General features: G+C 65.3%; 15 protein-coding genes. 10 read left to right on the plus strand and 5 right to left on the minus strand.

The genetic code is table 11. The features are described from left to right. From DFR39_RS14360 to rfbC, 5 genes are all read left to right on the plus strand, one after another. Positions 1-312 (plus strand): UDP binding domain-containing protein (locus DFR39_RS14360; RefSeq protein ID WP_246030840.1); only part of this gene is annotated, 312 nt, incomplete at its 5' end. Positions 313-390: 78 nt separating this feature from the next. Continuing rightward, entirely contained in the window at positions 391-1,476 is a 1,086-nt protein-coding gene (rfbB, locus tag DFR39_RS14365; protein WP_133604274.1) for a dTDP-glucose 4,6-dehydratase, read from the plus strand. A 12-nt stretch (positions 1,477-1,488) separates the two neighbouring features. After that, positions 1,489-2,376 (plus strand): dTDP-4-dehydrorhamnose reductase, encoded by an 888-nt coding sequence (gene rfbD / locus DFR39_RS14370; RefSeq protein WP_133604275.1) that lies wholly within the window; start codon positions 1,489-1,491, stop codon positions 2,374-2,376. 20 nt (positions 2,377-2,396) lie between these two features. Beyond that, positions 2,397-3,281 carry a glucose-1-phosphate thymidylyltransferase RfbA gene (rfbA, locus tag DFR39_RS14375; RefSeq protein WP_133604276.1) on the plus strand — a complete coding sequence of 295 codons (885 nt, stop codon included), beginning with the start codon at positions 2,397-2,399 and terminating at the stop codon, positions 3,279-3,281. Positions 3,282-3,295: 14 nt separating this feature from the next. Next, on the plus strand, positions 3,296-3,850 hold the full coding sequence (gene rfbC / locus DFR39_RS14380) for a dTDP-4-dehydrorhamnose 3,5-epimerase (protein ID WP_133604277.1): 555 nt from the start codon (positions 3,296-3,298) through the stop codon (positions 3,848-3,850). Between the two features lie 98 nt (positions 3,851-3,948). Here the strand turns inward: rfbC and DFR39_RS14385 are convergent, their stop codons facing one another. Together DFR39_RS14385 and DFR39_RS14390 are read right to left on the minus strand one after the other, a co-directional pair. Continuing rightward, positions 3,949-5,280, minus strand: coding sequence for a UDP-glucose dehydrogenase family protein (locus DFR39_RS14385; RefSeq protein ID WP_133604278.1), 1,332 nt, complete (start codon positions 5,278-5,280; stop codon positions 3,949-3,951). A 50-nt stretch (positions 5,281-5,330) separates the two neighbouring features. Then, a complete protein-coding gene (locus DFR39_RS14390) occupies positions 5,331-6,338 on the minus strand; it encodes an NAD-dependent epimerase (protein WP_133604279.1) in 1,008 nt (335 codons plus the stop codon). Between the two features lie 210 nt (positions 6,339-6,548). Here DFR39_RS14390 and wecB point away from each other — a divergent pair, with 210 nt between their 5' ends. The 5 genes from wecB (at position 6,549) to DFR39_RS14415 (ending at position 13,185) form a co-directional block, all read left to right on the plus strand. Next, positions 6,549-7,667: a non-hydrolyzing UDP-N-acetylglucosamine 2-epimerase gene (wecB, locus tag DFR39_RS14395; protein ID WP_133604280.1), complete on the plus strand. Its 1,119-nt coding sequence runs from the start codon at positions 6,549-6,551 to the stop codon at positions 7,665-7,667. Then, positions 7,664-8,434 (plus strand): WecB/TagA/CpsF family glycosyltransferase, encoded by a 771-nt coding sequence (locus DFR39_RS14400; RefSeq protein WP_246030841.1) that lies wholly within the window; start codon positions 7,664-7,666, stop codon positions 8,432-8,434. Before wecB ends, DFR39_RS14400 begins: the two co-directional genes overlap by 4 nt. A gap of 151 nt (positions 8,435-8,585) precedes the next feature. Beyond that, on the plus strand, positions 8,586-11,084 hold the full coding sequence (locus DFR39_RS14405; protein WP_133604281.1) for a heparinase II/III domain-containing protein: 2,499 nt from the start codon (positions 8,586-8,588) through the stop codon (positions 11,082-11,084). Positions 11,085-11,230: 146 nt separating this feature from the next. After that, positions 11,231-12,190: an AAC(3) family N-acetyltransferase gene (locus DFR39_RS14410; protein WP_162849535.1), complete on the plus strand. Its 960-nt coding sequence runs from the start codon at positions 11,231-11,233 to the stop codon at positions 12,188-12,190. Continuing rightward, complete coding sequence (locus DFR39_RS14415; protein ID WP_133604283.1) at positions 12,187-13,185, plus strand: polysaccharide deacetylase family protein; 999 nt, start codon at positions 12,187-12,189, stop codon at positions 13,183-13,185. Before DFR39_RS14410 ends, DFR39_RS14415 begins: the two co-directional genes overlap by 4 nt. 24 nt (positions 13,186-13,209) lie before the next feature. Here the strand turns inward: DFR39_RS14415 and DFR39_RS14420 are convergent, their stop codons facing one another. From DFR39_RS14420 to DFR39_RS14430, 3 genes are read right to left on the minus strand one after another with little or no spacing between them, the layout of a single operon-like run. Then, entirely contained in the window at positions 13,210-15,237 is a 2,028-nt protein-coding gene (locus tag DFR39_RS14420) for an alginate lyase family protein (protein WP_133604284.1), read from the minus strand. Next, on the minus strand, positions 15,234-16,334 hold the full coding sequence (locus tag DFR39_RS14425) for a glycosyltransferase family 4 protein (RefSeq protein WP_133604285.1): 1,101 nt from the start codon (positions 16,332-16,334) through the stop codon (positions 15,234-15,236). The genes DFR39_RS14420 and DFR39_RS14425 overlap by 4 nt, the downstream gene beginning before the upstream one ends. A gap of 48 nt (positions 16,335-16,382) precedes the next feature. After that, positions 16,383-17,396: a glycosyltransferase family 2 protein gene (locus DFR39_RS14430; RefSeq protein WP_211343878.1), complete on the minus strand. Its 1,014-nt coding sequence runs from the start codon at positions 17,394-17,396 to the stop codon at positions 16,383-16,385. Between the last annotated feature and the right edge of the window lie 166 nt (positions 17,397-17,562).

Here is a 17,562-nt window from a genome sequence, read left to right on the forward strand (position 1 = left end):
GGCGATCTGCGCAACTCCAAGGTCATCGACATCATCCGCGAGCTCCAGAGCTACGGGGTGGAGGTCTTCGTGACCGACCCTCAGGCCGAGAGCGAGGAAGCCGAGCACGAGTACGGCGTCAAGCTGGTGGCCTGGGACGATCTGCCACGGGCGGACGCCATCGTGGCTGCGGTGGCGCACCGCGAGTTCGCTGCCCTAAGCCTGGAAGACCTGGGCAAGAAGCTGGTGAAGAACGGTGCCTTCGTGGACGTGAAGGCGGCGTTTGACCAGCGCGCGCTCGCCGAGGCGGGCTACAAGGTCTGGCGCCTGTAAAGTAGCGGCTGGAGCTCCGGCCCGACAAGCGCGGCAGCCGCTGGGTGCCGCGCTTGTTTCATTTGAGAAAGTAGAAGCATGACCATCCTCATCACCGGCGGCGCCGGCTTCATCGGCAGCAATTTCGTGCTGGACTGGCTGGACTCGGCCGAGCACCGCGATGAGACCGTGGTGAATCTGGACGCCCTGACCTATGCGGGCAATCTGGAGAACTTGGCGGCGCTCGAAGGCAACCCGCGCCACATCTTCGTCAAGGGCGATATCTGCGACCGCGCCCTGATCGACCGCCTGTTGGCCGAACACCGGCCGCGCGCCATCGTGCATTTCGCGGCCGAAAGCCATGTGGACCGCTCCATCCACGGCCCCGGCGCCTTCATGCGCACCAATGTGGAAGGCACCTTCACCCTGCTGGAGGCCGCCCGCGCCTACTGGGGCGCGCTGGAGGGCGAGGCCAAGGCGGCCTTCCGCTTCCACCATGTGTCCACCGACGAGGTCTATGGCTCGCTCAAGGCCGAGGATCCGCCCTTTGCCGAGACCAACCCCTACGAGCCCAACAGCCCCTACAGCGCCAGCAAGGCCGCCAGCGACCACCTGGTGCGCGCCTGGCACCACACCTATGGCCTGCCGGTGCTCACCACCAACTGCTCCAACAACTACGGCCCCTATCACTTCCCCGAGAAGCTGATCCCGCTGATGATCGTCAATGCCCTGGCCGGCAAACCGCTACCGGTCTATGGCGATGGCCAGCAGATCCGCGACTGGCTCTATGTCAAGGACCACTGCAGCGGCATCCGCGCCGTGCTGGCGCGCGGCCGCCTGGGCGAGACCTACAACATCGGCGGCTGGAACGAGCAGGCGAATATCGACATCGTCAAGATCGTCTGCGCCCTGCTGGACGAGCTCAAGCCCTCGGAGCAGGGCCCTTACAGCCGCCTGATCACCTATGTGAAGGACCGCCCCGGCCACGACCGCCGCTACGCCATCGACGCCCGCAAGATCGAGCGCGAGCTGGGCTGGCGCCCGGCCGAGACCTTTGCCACCGGCATCCGCAAGACCGTCGAGTGGTACCTGGCCAACCCGGGCTGGGCCGAGCGCGTGCAAAGCGGCGCCTACCGTGACTGGGTCTCCCAGCAGTACGGCGGCGAGCAAGCCTCCAAGGCCTGAGCAAGCGCCGCCATGAGCCACAAGATCCTGCTGCTGGGCAAGAACGGCCAGCTGGGCTGGGAGCTGCAGCGCGCCCTGGCGCCCCTGGGCGAGCTGATCGCCCTGGACCGCCACGAGGGCGGCGACCTGGCCCAGCCCGACACGCTCCGGGCCACGCTCAAGCACCATCGCCCCGATGTGATCGTCAATGCCGCGGCCTACACCGCCGTGGACAAGGCCGAGAGCGAGCCCGAGCTGGCTCTGCAGATCAATGCCCGCGCCCCAGGCCTGCTGGCCGAGTACGCCGCGGCCCAGAACGCCCTGCTGCTGCACTACAGCAGCGACTATGTGTTCGACGGCAGCGGCAGCGCCCCGCGCGACGAGGCCGCCGCGACCGGGCCCTTGAGCGTCTACGGCCGCAGCAAGCTGGAAGGCGAGCAAGCCATCGCGGCCAGCGGCTGCCGCCACCTGATCCTGCGCACCAGCTGGGTCTATGCGGCGCGCGGCGGCAACTTTGCCAAGACCATGCTGCGCCTGGCCGCCGAGCGCGAGCAGCTCAAGGTGATCGCCGACCAGATCGGCGCGCCCACCGGCGCCGATCTGCTGGCCGACCTCAGCGCCCATATGCTGCGCACCACCCTTCAGCGGCCCGAGCTGGGCGGTCTGTACCACGCCGTGGCCGCGGGCGAAACCAGCTGGCATGCCTATGCCTGCCATGTGATCGAGTTTGCACGCGCGCGCGGTGTGTCCCTCAAGGTGCCGCCCGAGCAGGTGCTGGCCATTCCCACCACCGACTACCCCACACCGGCGCAGCGCCCCTTGAATTCGCGCCTGTCCACGACCAAGCTGCAACAGGCCTTCGGCCTGCGCCTGCCGCCCTGGCAGCAGGGGGTGGAACGCATGCTGAACGAGATTCTTTGAAATTCTCCGAGGAGACCGCCATGACAAACCGCAAAGGCATCATCCTGGCCGGTGGCTCCGGCACCCGTCTGCATCCGGCCACCCTGGCCCTGAGCAAGCAGCTGCTGCCGGTCTACGACAAGCCCATGATCTATTACCCGCTGTCCACGCTGATGCTGGCCGGCATGCGGGACATCCTGATCATCAGCACCCCGCAAGACCTGCCCCGCTTCGAGGCCCTGCTGGGCGACGGCGCGCGCTGGGGCCTGAATCTCAGCTACTGCGTGCAGCCCAGCCCCGACGGCCTGGCCCAGGCCTTCATCCTGGGTCGCAACTTCGTGGGCGGCCAGCCCAGCGCCTTGGTGCTGGGTGACAATATCTACTACGGCGCCGACTTCCAGAGCCTGCTCGACGAAGCCTCCGAACGCACGCAAGGTGCCAGCGTCTTTGCCTACCATGTGCAAGACCCCGAGCGCTACGGCGTGGTGGAGTTCGATGCCTCGCGCCGCGCCCTCTCCATCGAAGAAAAGCCCAAGGCCCCCAAGAGCAATTACGCGGTCACGGGCCTGTACTTCTACGACGCGCAGGTCTGCGACATCGCTGCCAGCATCAAGCCCAGCCCGCGCGGCGAGCTGGAGATCACCGACGTCAATGCCCAGTACCTGCGCCAGGGCGAGCTGAATGTGGAAATCATGGGCCGCGGCTATGCCTGGCTGGACACCGGCACCCACGACAGCCTGCTGGAGGCCGGCCAGTTCATCGCCACCCTGGAAAAGCGCCAAGGGCTGAAGGTGGCCTGCCCCGAGGAAATCGCCTTCCGCAGCGGCTGGATCACGGCCGAGCAGCTGGAGCGCCTGGCCCAGCCCCTGCTCAAGAACGGCTACGGCCAGTACCTGATGAAATTGGTCAAAGAGCGCGCCTTCTGAGTTTTCCTGCCCCCATGCTCAAGATCACCCCCACCGCCCTGCCCGAGGTCCTGATCGTGGAGCCGCGCGTCTTTGGCGACGCCCGCGGCTTCTTCACCGAAAGCTGGAACGAGCAGCGCTTCAACGAGGCCACCGGCAACACCCTGCGCTTTGTGCAGGACAACCACTCCCGCTCGGTGCGCGGTGTGCTGCGCGGCCTGCACTACCAGCTGCCGCCCCATGCCCAGGGCAAGCTGGTGCGCTGCGTGGCCGGCGCCGTCTTCGATGTGGCGGTGGACCTGCGCAAGAGTAGCCCCAATTTCGGCAAATGGGTGGGTGCTGAACTCACGGCCGACAACCAGCGCCAGATGTGGATCCCGCCGGGCTTTGCCCACGGTTTTGTGGTGCTCAGCGAGACGGCGGACTTTCTCTACAAGACCACCGACTACTACGCCCCCCAGGCCGAGGGCTGCGTGCGCTGGGACGACCCCGCCATCGGCATCCAGTGGCCCGACTTCGGTGGCGCCCCCACCCTGGCCGAGAAAGACGCCAAGGCCCCGCTGCTGGCCGACGCCCGCCACTTCGACTGAGGCGCCTGCAGCCCGCGCGGGCCAGCAACAACAAACGCGGCCGAGGCCGCTTTTTTGTTTTGCTTTGGCGGGGCGCCGTGGCCCCGCTTTCACCAAGCTCAGACCGCCGCGGCCCGGCCAATCCCGTGGTACTCGATGCCCAGGCCCTTCATCAGGGCCGGCTCATACAGATTGCGGCCGTCAAAGATCAGCGGGTTCTTCAGCTGGGCCTTGATGGTGTCGAAGTCCGGGGTGCGGAACTCCTTCCACTCGGTCACGATCAGCAGGGCGTCGGCGCCGGGCAGGGCCGCCTCGGCGCGGTCCACAAAGACAATGCCCTGGCGCCCGGCCAGCAGGCGCTGCGCCTCCTGGCTGGCCACCGGGTCATAGGCGCTGAGTGTGGCGCCGCGGCGCAGCAGCTCGTCGATGATCACCAGGGACGGCGCCTCGCGCATGTCATCGGTATTGGGCTTGAAGGCCAGGCCCCAGAGCGCGAAATGCCGGCCCGCCAGATCCTGACCAAAGCGCGCCGTGACCTTGTCCGACAGCACACGCTTCTGGCGCTCATTGGCCGCTTCCACGGCCGCCAGCACCAGCAGGTCCTGACCGTTCTCATGGCCGGTACGCACCAGGGCCTTCACGTCCTTGGGGAAGCAGGAGCCGCCATAGCCCGCACCCGCATAGAGGAACTGGTAGCCGATGCGCGGATCGCTGCCAATGCCACGGCGCACCAGCTCGATATCGGCGCCCAGCTTCTCGGCCAGCAGGGCCAGCTCGTTCATGAAGCTGATGCGCGTGGCCAGCATGGCATTGGCCGCGTACTTGGTGAACTCCGCGCTGCGCACGTCCATCACCATCAGGCGGTCGTTGTTGCGGTTGAAGGGCGCGTAGAGCGCGCGCATCATCAGCGTGGCCTGCTCGTCGTCCGAGCCCACGATGATGCGGTCCGGCCGCATGAAGTCCTCCACCGCCGCGCCCTCTTTCAGGAACTCGGGGTTGGACACCACGGCATAGGCCACATCGGCGCCGCGCCGGGCCAGCTCCTCGGCAATCGCGGCACGCACCTTGTCGGCCGTGCCCACGGGCACCGTGCTCTTGTCCACGATGACCTTGTAGTCCGTCATGCGCTGGCCGATGGAGCGCGCCGCCGCCAGCACATATTGCAGATCGGCCGAGCCATCCTCATCCGGCGGCGTGCCCACGCCAATGAAGAGAATGGTGCCGTGCTGCACCGCCTGGTCCACATCGGTGGTGAATTGCAGACGGCCCGCCGCCACATTGCGGCGCACCACCTCCAGCAGACCCGGCTCGTGGATGGGGATCTCGCCCGCATTCAGCACCGCGATCTTGTCCGGATTCACATCCAGGCACATCACATGGTTGCCCATCTCGGCCAGGCAGGCGCCCGTGACCAGACCCACATAACCGGTGCCAATGGCGGTGACTTTCATGCGTGCAGACTCACTCTCGTGTCAGTTGGAGGCCGGGCCAGATTCTGGGCTCAGAGTTTGAAATATTCGCGATACCAGGCCACAAAGCGGCGCACGCCCTCCTGCACCGGCATGGCGGGGCGGAAATCGGTCCAGGCGGCCAGTTCCTCCACATCGGCATGGGTGGCCGGCACATCGCCGTCCTGCAGGGGCATGAAGTTCTTTTCCGCCGTCTTGCCCACCGCCTGCTCGATGGCCTCGATGAAGTCCATCAGCGGCGTCGGATTGTGGTTGCCGATATTGAAGACGCGGTACGGCGCGTTGGAGCGTGCCGGGTCGGCCGCCACCGGGTCGTAGCCCGCGTCCGGCGTGGCCACCCGGTCCAGGGTGCGCACCACGCCCTCGGCGATATCGTCGATATAGGTGAAGTCGCGCACCATCTTGCCGTGGTTGAACACATCGATGGGACGCCCCTCGATGATGGCCTTGGTGAACAAGAACAGCGCCATATCCGGCCGGCCCCAGGGCCCGTAGACCGTGAAGAAGCGCAGGCCCGTGGTGGGCAGGCCGAAGAGATGGCTGTAGGTATGGGCCATCAGCTCATTGGCCTTCTTGGTGGCCGCATACAGGCTCACCGGATGGTCCACCCCGTGATGCTCGCTGAAGGGCATGCGGGTGTTGCCGCCATAGACGCTGGAGCTGGAGGCATAGACTAGATGCTGCACACCGTTGTGGCGGCAGCCCTCCAGGATGTTGGTGAAGCCCGAGACATTGCTCTCGATATAGGCATGCGGATTCACCAGCGAATAGCGCACCCCGGCCTGGGCGGCCAGATGCACCACGCGGTCGAACCGGTGCTGCTTGAACAGCGCCTCCATGCCCGCGCGGTCCGCCACGTCCAGCTTCACGAACTCAAAGCCGGGCTTGCCCGTGAGCCGCGCCAGGCGGTCATGCTTGAGCTGGGGGTCGTAGTAGTCGTTCAGATTGTCCAGGCCCACCACCTGGTCGCCGCGGGCGAGCAGGATCTGGCTGACATGCATGCCGATAAAGCCGGCCGCGCCGGTAACCAGGACTTTCACGCAATCTCCTCAGGCAATCTGGGCAGCCGGGCGCAGGGCCGGCAGGGTGGCGCGTATTCTCACCGAAGCCCAGGCCCAGATCGCTGACGCGGCGCCCCCGAATCAGGGGCCCGCCACCACACTCGCCGGACTAGGGGGATGCGCATCACCGTTTCGCCACAAAGCCAACCCTAGAATCCCCCCAACGTTTTCCAACCGATCTTCTGGCCCATGTCGACCAAGCCCCTGATCCACCTCGTTGCCGGCGCCCGCCCCAACTTCATGAAGATCGCGCCCATCGTGCGGGCCCTGCAGACCGACGGCCGCCTGGCCTGGAAGATCGTGCACACCGGCCAGCACTACGACCGCGATATGAACGAGGTGTTCTTCGAGGAACTGGGCATCCCCACGCCCGATGTGCGCCTGGGCTGCGGCGGCGGCAGCCATGCCGAGCAGACCGGCAAGATCATGCAGGCCTACGAGCAGCTCTGCGCCAGCGAGAAGCCCGATGCCTGCCTGGTGGTGGGCGACGTCAACTCCACCCTGGCCTGCTCCATCGTGGCCAAGAAGGCGGGCATCCCCGTGGCCCATGTGGAAGCCGGCCTGCGCAGCGGCGATATGAGCATGCCCGAGGAGATCAACCGCCTGGTGACGGACGCCATCACCGACTGGTTCTTCGTCACCGAGCCCAGCGCCCTGGCCCACCTCAAGCACGAGGGCAAGCCCGACGAGGCGGTGTTCGATGTGGGCCATGTGATGGCCGACAACGTGCTCTACCAGGCCCACAAGCTCGCCAGCCCCGGCTTTGATACCAGCGGCTTCGAAACAGACGCCTTCAAGCGCGCGCACCCGCGCTACTGCGTGGTCACCCTGCACCGCCCCAGCAATGTGGACAGCCCCGAGTCCCTGCAGCGCGTGGCCCAGGTGCTGCGCGCCGTGGCCGCCGAAATCCCCATCGTCTTCCCGGTGCATCCGCGCACCCGCGCCAATATCGAGAAGCACGGCATTGAGCTGGGTGCCAACATCACCCTGCTGGGCCCCCAGGCCTATATGTCCTTTCTGCACCTCTGGAAGGACGCCGCCCTGGTGCTCACCGACAGCGGCGGCCTGCAAGAGGAAACCACCGCCCTGGGCGTGCCCTGCGTCACCATGCGCGAGAACACCGAGCGCCCCATCACCGTGGACGAAGGCAGCAACACCCTGGCCGGCACCCAGCCCGAGGCCGTGATCCGCGCCGCGCTGGACGTGATCCAGGGCCGCGTGGCCAAGCGCGGTCGCCGCCCCGCCCTGTGGGACGGCCGGGCGGCCGAGCGCATCGTGGATGTGCTGGCGCAAAAGCTGGGCGCATGAGCATCATGGTCACGCCCACCGGCCCGCGGCAGGCCCAGCGCATCGAGATGATGGGCTGCTACGTCGACAACCTGTCGATGGAAGACACGCTTCAGACCATCGAGGGCTTCATCGCCAGCGGCCAGCCCCACCAGCATGTGGTGGTCAATGTGGACAAGCTGGTCAAGGCCCAGAAAGACCCCGAGCTGCGCCGCATCATCAATGAATGCGCGCTCATCAACGCCGACGGCATGCCCGTGGTCTGGGCCTCGCGCCTGCTGGGCAAGCCGCTCAAGGAGCGCGTGGCCGGCGTGGACCTGTTCGACGCCCTGATGGGCCGGGCTGCGGAGAAGGGCTGGCGCGTCTACCTGCTCGGCGCCAAGGAAGAGATCGTCTCCAAGGTGCGCGAGATCTACGCCCAGCGCTACCCGCAGCTGGTGTTTGCCGGCCACCGCAACGGCTACTGGAAGCCCGAGCAGGAGCAGCAGGTGGTGGACGAGATCACCGCCGCCCGCGCCGACCTGCTCTTCGTGGCCATCAGCTCGCCCAAGAAGGAGCAGTTCCTCGGGGCCTACCAGGCGCAGATGAAGATCCCCTTCGCCATGGGCGTGGGCGGCACCTTTGACGTCTTTGCCGGCAAGGTCAAGCGCGCACCGGTGTGGATGCAGAAGAGCGGCCTGGAGTGGTTCTACCGTTTCCTCCAAGAGCCGCGCCGCATGTTCCGACGCTATTTCATCGAGGACATGGCCTTTGTGGGCATGTTGGCCAAGGAACTGCGGCGACGCTGAGCCCGGCTATTTGGGTGAAGCGGTGAAATCTGCCCCCTTGTTCCGGGGCAAGAGCGCCGCACTGCAGCGGGAGTGAGCAAGAATCTGGCCCTGGGCCGGCCATGCTACTGAACGAGCAGGCTGAGCCGCCCACACCCAGGAGCAGTACACCATGACGCTCGCACGCCCATTCCAGCTTTCCGGTATCGCCATCGGCTTGGTCTTGCTGCTCAGCGCCTGCCAGCAGACCAGGCCGGTTGAGCCCGACACGGTTCTCAGCGAATCGCCAGCTGCCGCTGGCACCGACTGCACGGCGAGCCCCGCCGACTGGCTGAGCAGCATGCCCGCGCAGCAGCGCCGCATCCTGCCCGCCGATTGCAGCAGCGCCAGCCCCGGCGCCCTGCTCTTCTCCTGGGGCTCGCCCGGTGATCGCAACGGCAGCATCCCCTTCGGCTTCACCGTGCGCAGCCGCGGCGGCGCCCAGGTGATGAGCCGCAGCGACCTCAGCGCCCCCCGGTTCATCCTCGAACAGGGCCTCCCCGCCGGTGACTACGAATGGGCGGTCAGCTACACCAATCAGCGCGGCGTGAGCAGCAGCAGTCAATGGCGGCGCTTTCGCGTGGAAGCGCCCGTGATGGCGGCCGCCATGCTGGCCACGGACGGCAGCAGCAATAGCAAGGCCCTGAGCGCCCGCAGCGCGCAGGCCGCGCCACAACAAGCCATTCCGGACGGCGCCACCCTCAGCCACACCATCACCGGCAAGGCCAGGCCACGCCTGCTGCCCGCGGGCAGCAGCTTTGCGGGCATCGCGGCGGCTTCACGCACTCCAGAGAATGTTGCGGTGTTGGACTCGCTCAGGGCCAGTGCGAGATTCGCGCTGTCGCAGCCGCTGCCGGCGGCGCCGCTCGCAGTCGTGAACCCAACCGCACTACAAGTTTCACAACTGGAACGGAGCGTTCATCAAACGTCCCGGAGTCAACGCGCTTACATTGAGACGCTTTCCGTCATCGGAAGAATCGACAATAACGCCGCGATGCTGGCTTCAGCAAAGCAGCGACTGATGGCACTCGCGAGCTGGGCGCCAGACGGCGTGAGCGGCGAAAAGATCAACGACCACGCCAATCGCGAAATCTATCTTGCCCTGGCCACTGGAATCGACCTGATTTGGGACTCCCTGACAGCCACCGAGCGCGCGCAGATCACAGCATCCTTGCGCACCCGCACGATGCAGGCTAGTGAGGCGCTGGCGTATCTGGATCGGGAGCCCTACGAGTCGCATCGCCTGACCAATGTTCGCGGCATCAATCAAGCCCTGCTGCTGGCCGCGGGCATGCCGGGATTCCCAGAGGCCCAGGGCCTGCTGGCCCGCAACTGGGACCTCAGCCGCTTCACCCTGGGAGCCTGGGGCGACAAGGACGGCAGCTTCGGCAACGGCATTGCCTATGGCTGGTACGCCTTTATCAACACGGTGCCCTATGTAGCCGCCGTGCGCAGCATCACGGGTGTCGATCTGTACCAGCTGCCCGTCCTGCGCCGCGCTGGTGAGCAGCTCATCGCCTTCACGGCGCCGCATCACCGTCAGCCCAGTGCTTTTGGCGATGGCGCCGAAGTCGCCGATCATTACGTCAACTACGCCTCCAACTACTACCGGCTGCACGCGCAAATGACGCGCGACCCGGTGGACGCCTGGTACTGGCAGGTCAACCCGGCCAACCTCAGCCGCACCAATGAGCCGCAGATCTGGCAGCTGCTCATGCTGGGCGTGGACAGCAGCCCCCTGCCCCGCCCCCAGGCGCCCACCCGCAACAGCTGGTTCTTCCCCGACGCCGGCCTGGCGGCCGTGCACAGCAACAGCGCCCAGTCGGCCCGCAGCAGCCTGTTCTTCCGGGCCAGCCGCTTTGGCGCCTTCAACCACTCGCATGCCGACCAGAACTCCCTGGTCTATGTTTCGCAGGGCCAGCCCCTGCTCATCAACGCCGGCTACTACCCCTACTACAACTCCCCCCACCACAAGAGCGTGACCCGCGCCACGCGCTACAAGAACGCCCTCACTTTTGACGGCGGCTTCGGCCAGAGCGAGAGCCGCCTGGGCGCCACGCGGCCCAGCGATCCCCTGCACAGCATGGACGCCAGCGGCGAGTTGCTGCGCGCCGAAGAGCGCGGCCAGCTCACGCTGCTCACGGGCGACGCCACCCTGGCCTACCGCGCCGTCAATCCCGCCACCGGCACCTGGGTGCCGCTGCTGAACAATGCCGTGCGCAGCGTGGTCGTGGACCGCGCCAACGGCCTGGTTTTTGTGTACGACTGGGCCACCAGCACCACGCCCCGCCGCTGGGAGCTCAACTACCACTCACCCAATGCCTTCAGCGCCGACGCCGCCACCGTGCGCGCCAGCAATGGCAGCGCCTCGGTCTGTCTGGACCGTCACGGCCCGGCCAGCAGCTTTGCCCAGACCATGGCCTGGGATGTGGCGCCCGAAGTCAGCCAGCCGGCCCAGGCCCATGGCCGCTTCACCCTGCTCAACCCCACTACCGAGCTGGCCCACCTGACCGTGCTGCGCGAGGGCTGCCGCATCCAGCCGCTGCAGGTGCAGCAGCAAGGCACGCGCATCCAGGTCACCCTGGGCGCGCAAACCGTGGTGTTCGACAAGCGCTCGGTCAGCGTGCCTTGATTGCCACATGATGGCGGGCCATGTGGCTGCCGCAGGTTGAGCAAGCATCATCAAGGCGATTGACGGGAAGTGCTTCAATCCCGCGAGGTGAGAGGCGCCCGAGCAGCCACTCTCGCTTTGTCACAGGCGAACCAGATAATCCCGCCATGCATCTAAAGGCCTTCGTAAAACGTCTTCTTCCGCACTTACCGCGCTGGGCTCAACAGAGCATTCGAAAGCGTGCCGAGCAGCAAAGGCTGGCTCAACACGCTGCGCGCAAGCAAAGAACACAGGTCTTGCTGGCCGACGTGATTGCACAGCTTGAAGGCTTTGAGTTCGGTAGCGATGTCATCGTGCATGGCTCCATCTCCAACATCGGCAAGATGGACAAGCCCGTGCCAGCTCTGGTGGAAGCGTTGCTGCACCTCGTGGACACCCGGCATCACACCTTGCTCGTGCCCGCCCTGCCCTACAACACGACCATGAAGGAGTATCTGGACGGCCTGGCCAACTTTGATCTTCGCAGCGCCAAGAATGCGATGGGTGCCATCTCGAATCTGGTCATGGCCATGCCCGGCGCCATGCGCAGTCTGCACCCCACCCATTCTGTCGTGGCACTGGGCCCGCAGGCGCTGGCTTACACCCAGGATCATCAACGCGATTCCACACCCTTTGGCCCGCACAGCCCCTATGCCAAGCTGACCGCAAGGCGCGGCAAGATCCTGCTGGTCGGCGTGGGCTTGAACTCGGTGACCTGCTTCCATGTGTACGAAGACCTGCTGGGTGCAGACTGTCCCGTTCAGGTCTACCTGCCGAACAGCTACACCGTGCCTTGCATCGATGCACAAGGGCAAAGTCTCAGCATCAACACGGTCGCCCACAATCCGCAGGTTTCCGCGGTGCGCGACTGCGAGCGAGCCCGCCCCTGGCTTGAACAGGCAGGGGCCATACGATCCGTGCCGCTGGGCGAGGCAGAGCTCAGCCTCATTGACGCGTGGCTCTTCACCAGAACCCTGCTGGAACGTCTGAAACAGGGTGAGTCCATCTATGGCAAGGTGAGGCTCAAGCCGGAACAGATCGCTGCAATTGACAGGCGCCTGCGCGAGTTGGACCCATCCAAAGCATGAAGATCCTGCTCACCCTCGATTACGAACTGTTCTTCGGCACCCAGACCGGCAGCACCGAACACAGCATCATCAGGCCCACCGAGCAGCTGATGCAAATGGCGCAGGCGCTTGGTATTCCCCTGGTGTTCTTCGTAGACGTCGCCTATCTGCTGGCCTTGAAGCGCGAGATGCGCAAGAGCCCACAGCTCGCCCGCGACTACGACGCTGTCTGCAAACAAATCCAAGCACTGGGCCATGCCGGCCACGAAATACAGCTGCACATCCACTCCCACTGGGAAGACTGCGAATGGTCGAGTGGCAGCTGGCAGATGGATACCCGCCGCTACCGGCTTCACGATTTCCCGGAAGACGAAATCGTTCGCCTGTGCAAGGTCTACAGCGATGAGCTCCGGAACATTGCGGGGCCTGACCATGTCTTTGCCTACCGGGCAGGCGGTTGGGTGGTCCAGCCCTTCGAGAAAATCTCTGCCGCCCTCGCGGCTGTCAATGTACGGATCGACAGCAGCGTATTCCCTGGCGGTACAGCCGATGCCAACGAGCATCGCTTCGACTTCCGGGCTGCCCCTTCCCATGGGCATTGGCGTTTCTCCAACGACCCCACGCAGCCGGACCCGTCCGGGCAGTTCCTGGAAGTGCCCATCTCCAGCACCGCCGTACCTCCATCATTCTTCTGGCGCCTGGCTTGGCACAAAAAGCTTGGTGGCGCGACGGCCCGACAGTTCGGTGACGGGCGCGCCATCGGCCCGGGCAAGTCGGACATGATCAGGAAGCTCTCGCGGGCAAGTCACAGTGTGGTCTCCATGGATGGCTTCAAGAGCTCAATGCTTGAGACTGCACACCGGCAGTACGAGCGTGCAGGCGCCAGTGAGTTGGTCGTGATCGGCCACCCCAAGGCGCTCTCGCCCTACAGCATGGTCAAGCTCCAGCGCTTCCTCACAGAGCAGCGATGCCGCAACACGGTGGGCTATCGCCCCTATTTGGCGGAACTGCTCTGACTGCCCGGCAAGCACAAGGCGGGATCAAGCGAAGCTGATCTGCAAACTGGTCCTCAGCTCGCAGCGGCTCGCCTGAACCCGCCAGCGCAGCACTGTGCAGGGCTGCTTGCTGGCATACACCTCCGAGTACCAACCCAGCGGCAAGGGTAGGCCCTCGCCCTCATGCACGGAGCCCTCACCTGCCTGTGTCCCCTCGACATTGAGCAACACCTCAGTGCCTTCGGACCGCAGGGCAAAGCCATGCTCGCGCACTTGCACCGACCAGCCAGGCGCGATATGCCAATGCCAGTCCAGCCGATGCAGGCCCTGGCTTTCGATCCGGTCAAGCAGCTCGATACGCGCAGCGCCCGGCTCAAAGCAAACGCGACGGGAGTGTCTGACCGGCTTGGGCAGGCGCTGATAGCCATCATGTGTGGCCTCAAGCACCAGCTGACCCGCAGGACCTCGCTCCAGCGCATGGACCACCGCACGGACGTGCCGCACCCACATGAACCTGCCACCACTCACCGCCTGGTCAAGATCATCCACACACACCGTGTTGTGCGCACGAGTGCTCCGGAAGTAGTCACGCCACTCGCGCTCAGCGCGGTACGAATATGTGCCCGGGTCCACCAGTAGCGGCCTCCCGCCCACGCTCAGGCAGAGCTGCAGGGCATCGGCATGGCCGTGGGCGGCAATGCCCAGATAGCCCAGCGGCCCCACATCCACCAAGCCTTTGATCTCGCGCGCCGTGCCCGGCGCCGATTCGAACAGCTGGTAGCCCCCCTCGGGGAAGGCCAGACCGGGCTGGCGCTGAGTCTGGGCCGCGGGCCGCGCCAGGCCGGCATAGAACCACTGCGCCTCCTGGCGGCCCTGGGCGTGCAGGCCCTGCACCCAGTCCGGGCGGCCGAAGAGCAAGGCCCCCTTGTGCAACATGGCGGCAAAGCCGGCATGCGCGCCGTCCGGGTGCAGGCGCAGCACCTGGGCGCCATCGGCATCGCCCACCTGGGGCACATGGCCGCCGGCATCCATCACCGAGCGGATGAAGCAGCACATGGCCGCCATGCGGTCCAGATAGCTGGCCGAGAGCGGTTGCCCCGCCACCGCGGCGCAGCGCTCAGCCACCGCGAAGAAGTCATACACAAAGGCCGCGTACTCAAAAGCCTGCTCGCGGTTGACGCCGTCCTCGGTGGTCTGCAGCACGATCTGCTGCTCCAGCTCGCGGCGAGCCCGCTCGCCCAGGGCCCGCACCCGCGGCCAGCAGGGCCAGGTCTGCGCGCCCACAAACACCCCAGCCAGCTCGCCGATCAGGTGGTTGTTGGCCGAGGAATGGCGCGAGTAGTGCTCGGCAATGCCCAGCACATGGTGCTGGATGCTGGCCAGCCAGTCGCGCAGCAAGGCCTGACCCTCGGCCCCGGCAAAGAGGCTGGAGCGCTCGCCATCGATCAGCTGCCAGACCACCGACCAGTTGATCAGGCGCAGCGCGTACTCCAGCGAGCTGGTCCAGTTGGGCCCCGTGTCCGGCGGGCACTGCTGCAGCCAGGCGCGCAGCTGCTCGCCCAGCAGCTGCAGCGGTTCTGGTCCGCCACCACCCAGCGCATGCGCCTGGGCCAGGGCCACCCAGTGCAGGTGGCGGTTCAGCTCCCACACGAACTTGATATCGCCCACCTGGGCCCGGTTTGTGAGCGAGATCGCGTGGCTGGGCACGGCGGGCGCCTGCACGCCGGTGAGCGGGCAGCGATTCCACTGCGGCACCCGGCCCACAGCGTGGAAGCTGGTGGCAAACAGCCGCACCTCGCCCTCGGCAATGCGTGCAGCCTCGGCCCGCACCAGGGCCACGGCCTCGCGGCTGGCTTCGTCCTGCGCCGCTGCCAGCGCCTGCGGCACCTTCAGCCAGCGGGCCGCGGCCGGCGGCGCATCCGCCACCTCGAGCCGGCGCTGACGCTGGCCCAGCAGGCGCAGCGCGCGTTTGCGACCCGCCTCCTGGGCGCGATGCACCACCTCGGCTGGCGTCATGCAGCGCAGGCGGTTCCAGAACCAGGCCAGCCGGCCTTGGGCTTCAACGCTGCTCACTTAGTTGACCTTTTGGGTTCGAGCACTTGCTCGTAAATGAAAGACAAGCGTTCCAGCACGAGCGGCGTCGAATAGCAAGCATCCACCCTTGCTCGCGCTGCAGTCCCAAGCTCCTGGCAATACTGCTCGTCAGCTAACAATGTGCTTAAGGCCCTCGCCAAACCGTTCACATCCCCCGGCTGAACCAGTAAGCCATGCACGCCATGCTCGATGGCCTCTGGCACGCCGCCAACTGGCGACACAACAACCGCCTTCGCAAAAGCCATGGCTTCCAACATGCCCATGGGAAGGCCTTCGTGATAGGACGGCAGCACATAGATCTGGCTGCGCGCAAACTGCGAAAACTTCTGCTCGCCGGCAACCCAGCCCAAGACTTCGACATGCTGGTCCAGGCTCAACTCACTGATCCGCGCTCTGAGCCTGCCAAGATCGCCATCGCCGCCGATGGCAAGCCGGGCATGAGCATGCGTCTTCACCACATCTGCAAACGCGGTCAGCAAGTCATAGACGCCTTTGGTTTCCGAGGCTCGTCCCAGAAAGAGGATCCGCCCCGGCTCACCGGGTACCAACTGATGCTGCGCAGGCATGTCAACCGGATTTGGCAGTACCGAGATGCAGGCTGTGGGCGCCAGCGTACGCAGATAGTCGGCCCATGACTGCGAAAGTGCGATTAGGTGAGAGCTTGTGCGCAAAGTGTTTAGCACGCGCTCACGCAAGCGTGGCGAGGCTTCTTCCTCGACAAAGCGCCTGAATCCACCACTGTGAAGGTGGAAGACGGTCGGCACGCCGCAGCGGCGCGCCAGGGCCAAATAGAGCGCCTTACGCTTGAAGCTGCCGTGGGAGGACACGTGCGCATGCACGAGACTCACCCTCCCGGTCAGCAAGAGCAAAGCGATTCGCCCGCCCCCAAGCACAGCACGGCCAAGCTTGGTAAACAAGCTACCGCCGCGATGCGTGCATACGTAAACAACACCTTGGCGGGGAAAAAAACCGGCTCGTCGATAGACGGCGACCACAGACGCAACGCCGCCCTGCCCATCGGGGTCTGTGCCGATCATCAAAACACTCTGAACTGACATCACAGCTTTCGTGAACATCGAAGCAAATCAAACCACCAGCCAACGCACGTTCTCACAGACCGAGCCCTATGCCATCCAACCCTCATTAACTGCCCCACTAGGCACCGCGACTTCCTTAAATGGGATGGGCAAGAACGGGTCAAGCGGGGCGCTCGTGCAGCCAAGTACCGCAGCGACAGTCACCACTTGCCACGAAACCCATGCCCAAGCCCCCTGAGCGGGCGAGCGCTTTTTCAGAGCAAGCAAGGCGACAAGTAGCAGAGGACTTGCCACCACACAGGCCAATACAAGCGAAGGACTGATGCCGACGATTGCTCCGGCCATCGCCCCCACCACCGACACGATCCAAGCTGCCAAATTCACAAACACATACCACTGCTTTCGGACGGCCAAATCCCACCATGGTCTACCCCAGGCGGCTCGTAGAAAGGCGCCACCCGCTTTGGCACGCCCATTGCGCCAGAGCCGAATCAACATTGCCGCATTCGTCTCGGCGTGTCCCTGATGTTGAACCGCAACGGCATGAAGCCGTTTAAGACGCCAGCCAGCGGCACGCAGCCTGGCGCCCAAGTCGGCCTCTTCGTACGCTTTCAACCAACGGTTCGCGAGGTATCCAACTTGCTCAATCGCCAAACGTCTGTAGAGCCCGCCGCCACCGAGTTCATGCACCTCAATATCGCTCTGCTGCTCTGCTGCCAGCCGCGCCCGTCGCGCGTCGGACTGCGTGCGCACTGCTTGATCAATAAGACGCCCAGCCACGCCAGCGAGCCCCTTGTCTTCCTCCAACGCTTTCATGGCGATGGCGAGGAAGCCGGCGTTTAGCTGCATGTCAGCGTCCAACACATAGATGAACTCACCGTTGGCCACTTGGTACCCGAGTTGCACTGCTGCGCCGCACCCTCGATCCGCAAGACGCTCGAATTGAACGATACGGATTGGGTACTGGCTCGCGATCTCGACAGTCCGGTCGTTGGAAAGCGAGTCCACCAAGACCACCTCAGCGTCAAGTCCACGTGTCGCTGCCATCACCGAATCCAGGCACGCGGCGATACGCTGCTCTTCGTTCAGAGCCTTGATCAAGATGCTTATCAAAGGTCGGCGAGCAGCCGTCTGCGCTCCGCTCACGTGAACGCCTCCCGAATTTGGGAAGTTCCGGGACAACACAGCGATGCAGGCAAAGCGCCCGCCGACAACGCCGCCCAAGAGAGCCTCTCTACGGCACCCGCGAGGCACACGCTCTCGCACG

The organism is Roseateles asaccharophilus (assembly GCF_004362405.1).
Lineage (GTDB): Bacteria > Pseudomonadota > Gammaproteobacteria > Burkholderiales > Burkholderiaceae_C > Kinneretia > Kinneretia asaccharophila.

Coding starts and splice junctions, on each gene's coding strand:
- DFR39_RS14425 (WP_133604285.1), bottom strand. CDS start 16,334: ATGTTCACGAAAGCTGTGATGTCAGTTCAGAGTGTTTTGATGATCGGC.
- rfbA (WP_133604276.1), top strand. CDS start 2,397: ATGACAAACCGCAAAGGCATCATCCTGGCCGGTGGCTCCGGCACCCGT.
- rfbB (WP_133604274.1), top strand. CDS start 391: ATGACCATCCTCATCACCGGCGGCGCCGGCTTCATCGGCAGCAATTTC.
- DFR39_RS14415 (WP_133604283.1), top strand. CDS start 12,187: ATGAAGATCCTGCTCACCCTCGATTACGAACTGTTCTTCGGCACCCAG.
- DFR39_RS14400 (WP_246030841.1), top strand. CDS start 7,664: ATGAGCATCATGGTCACGCCCACCGGCCCGCGGCAGGCCCAGCGCATC.
- DFR39_RS14410 (WP_162849535.1), top strand. CDS start 11,231: ATGCATCTAAAGGCCTTCGTAAAACGTCTTCTTCCGCACTTACCGCGC.
- DFR39_RS14405 (WP_133604281.1), top strand. CDS start 8,586: ATGACGCTCGCACGCCCATTCCAGCTTTCCGGTATCGCCATCGGCTTG.
- DFR39_RS14385 (WP_133604278.1), bottom strand. CDS start 5,280: ATGAAAGTCACCGCCATTGGCACCGGTTATGTGGGTCTGGTCACGGGC.
- rfbD (WP_133604275.1), top strand. CDS start 1,489: ATGAGCCACAAGATCCTGCTGCTGGGCAAGAACGGCCAGCTGGGCTGG.
- rfbC (WP_133604277.1), top strand. CDS start 3,296: ATGCTCAAGATCACCCCCACCGCCCTGCCCGAGGTCCTGATCGTGGAG.
- wecB (WP_133604280.1), top strand. CDS start 6,549: ATGTCGACCAAGCCCCTGATCCACCTCGTTGCCGGCGCCCGCCCCAAC.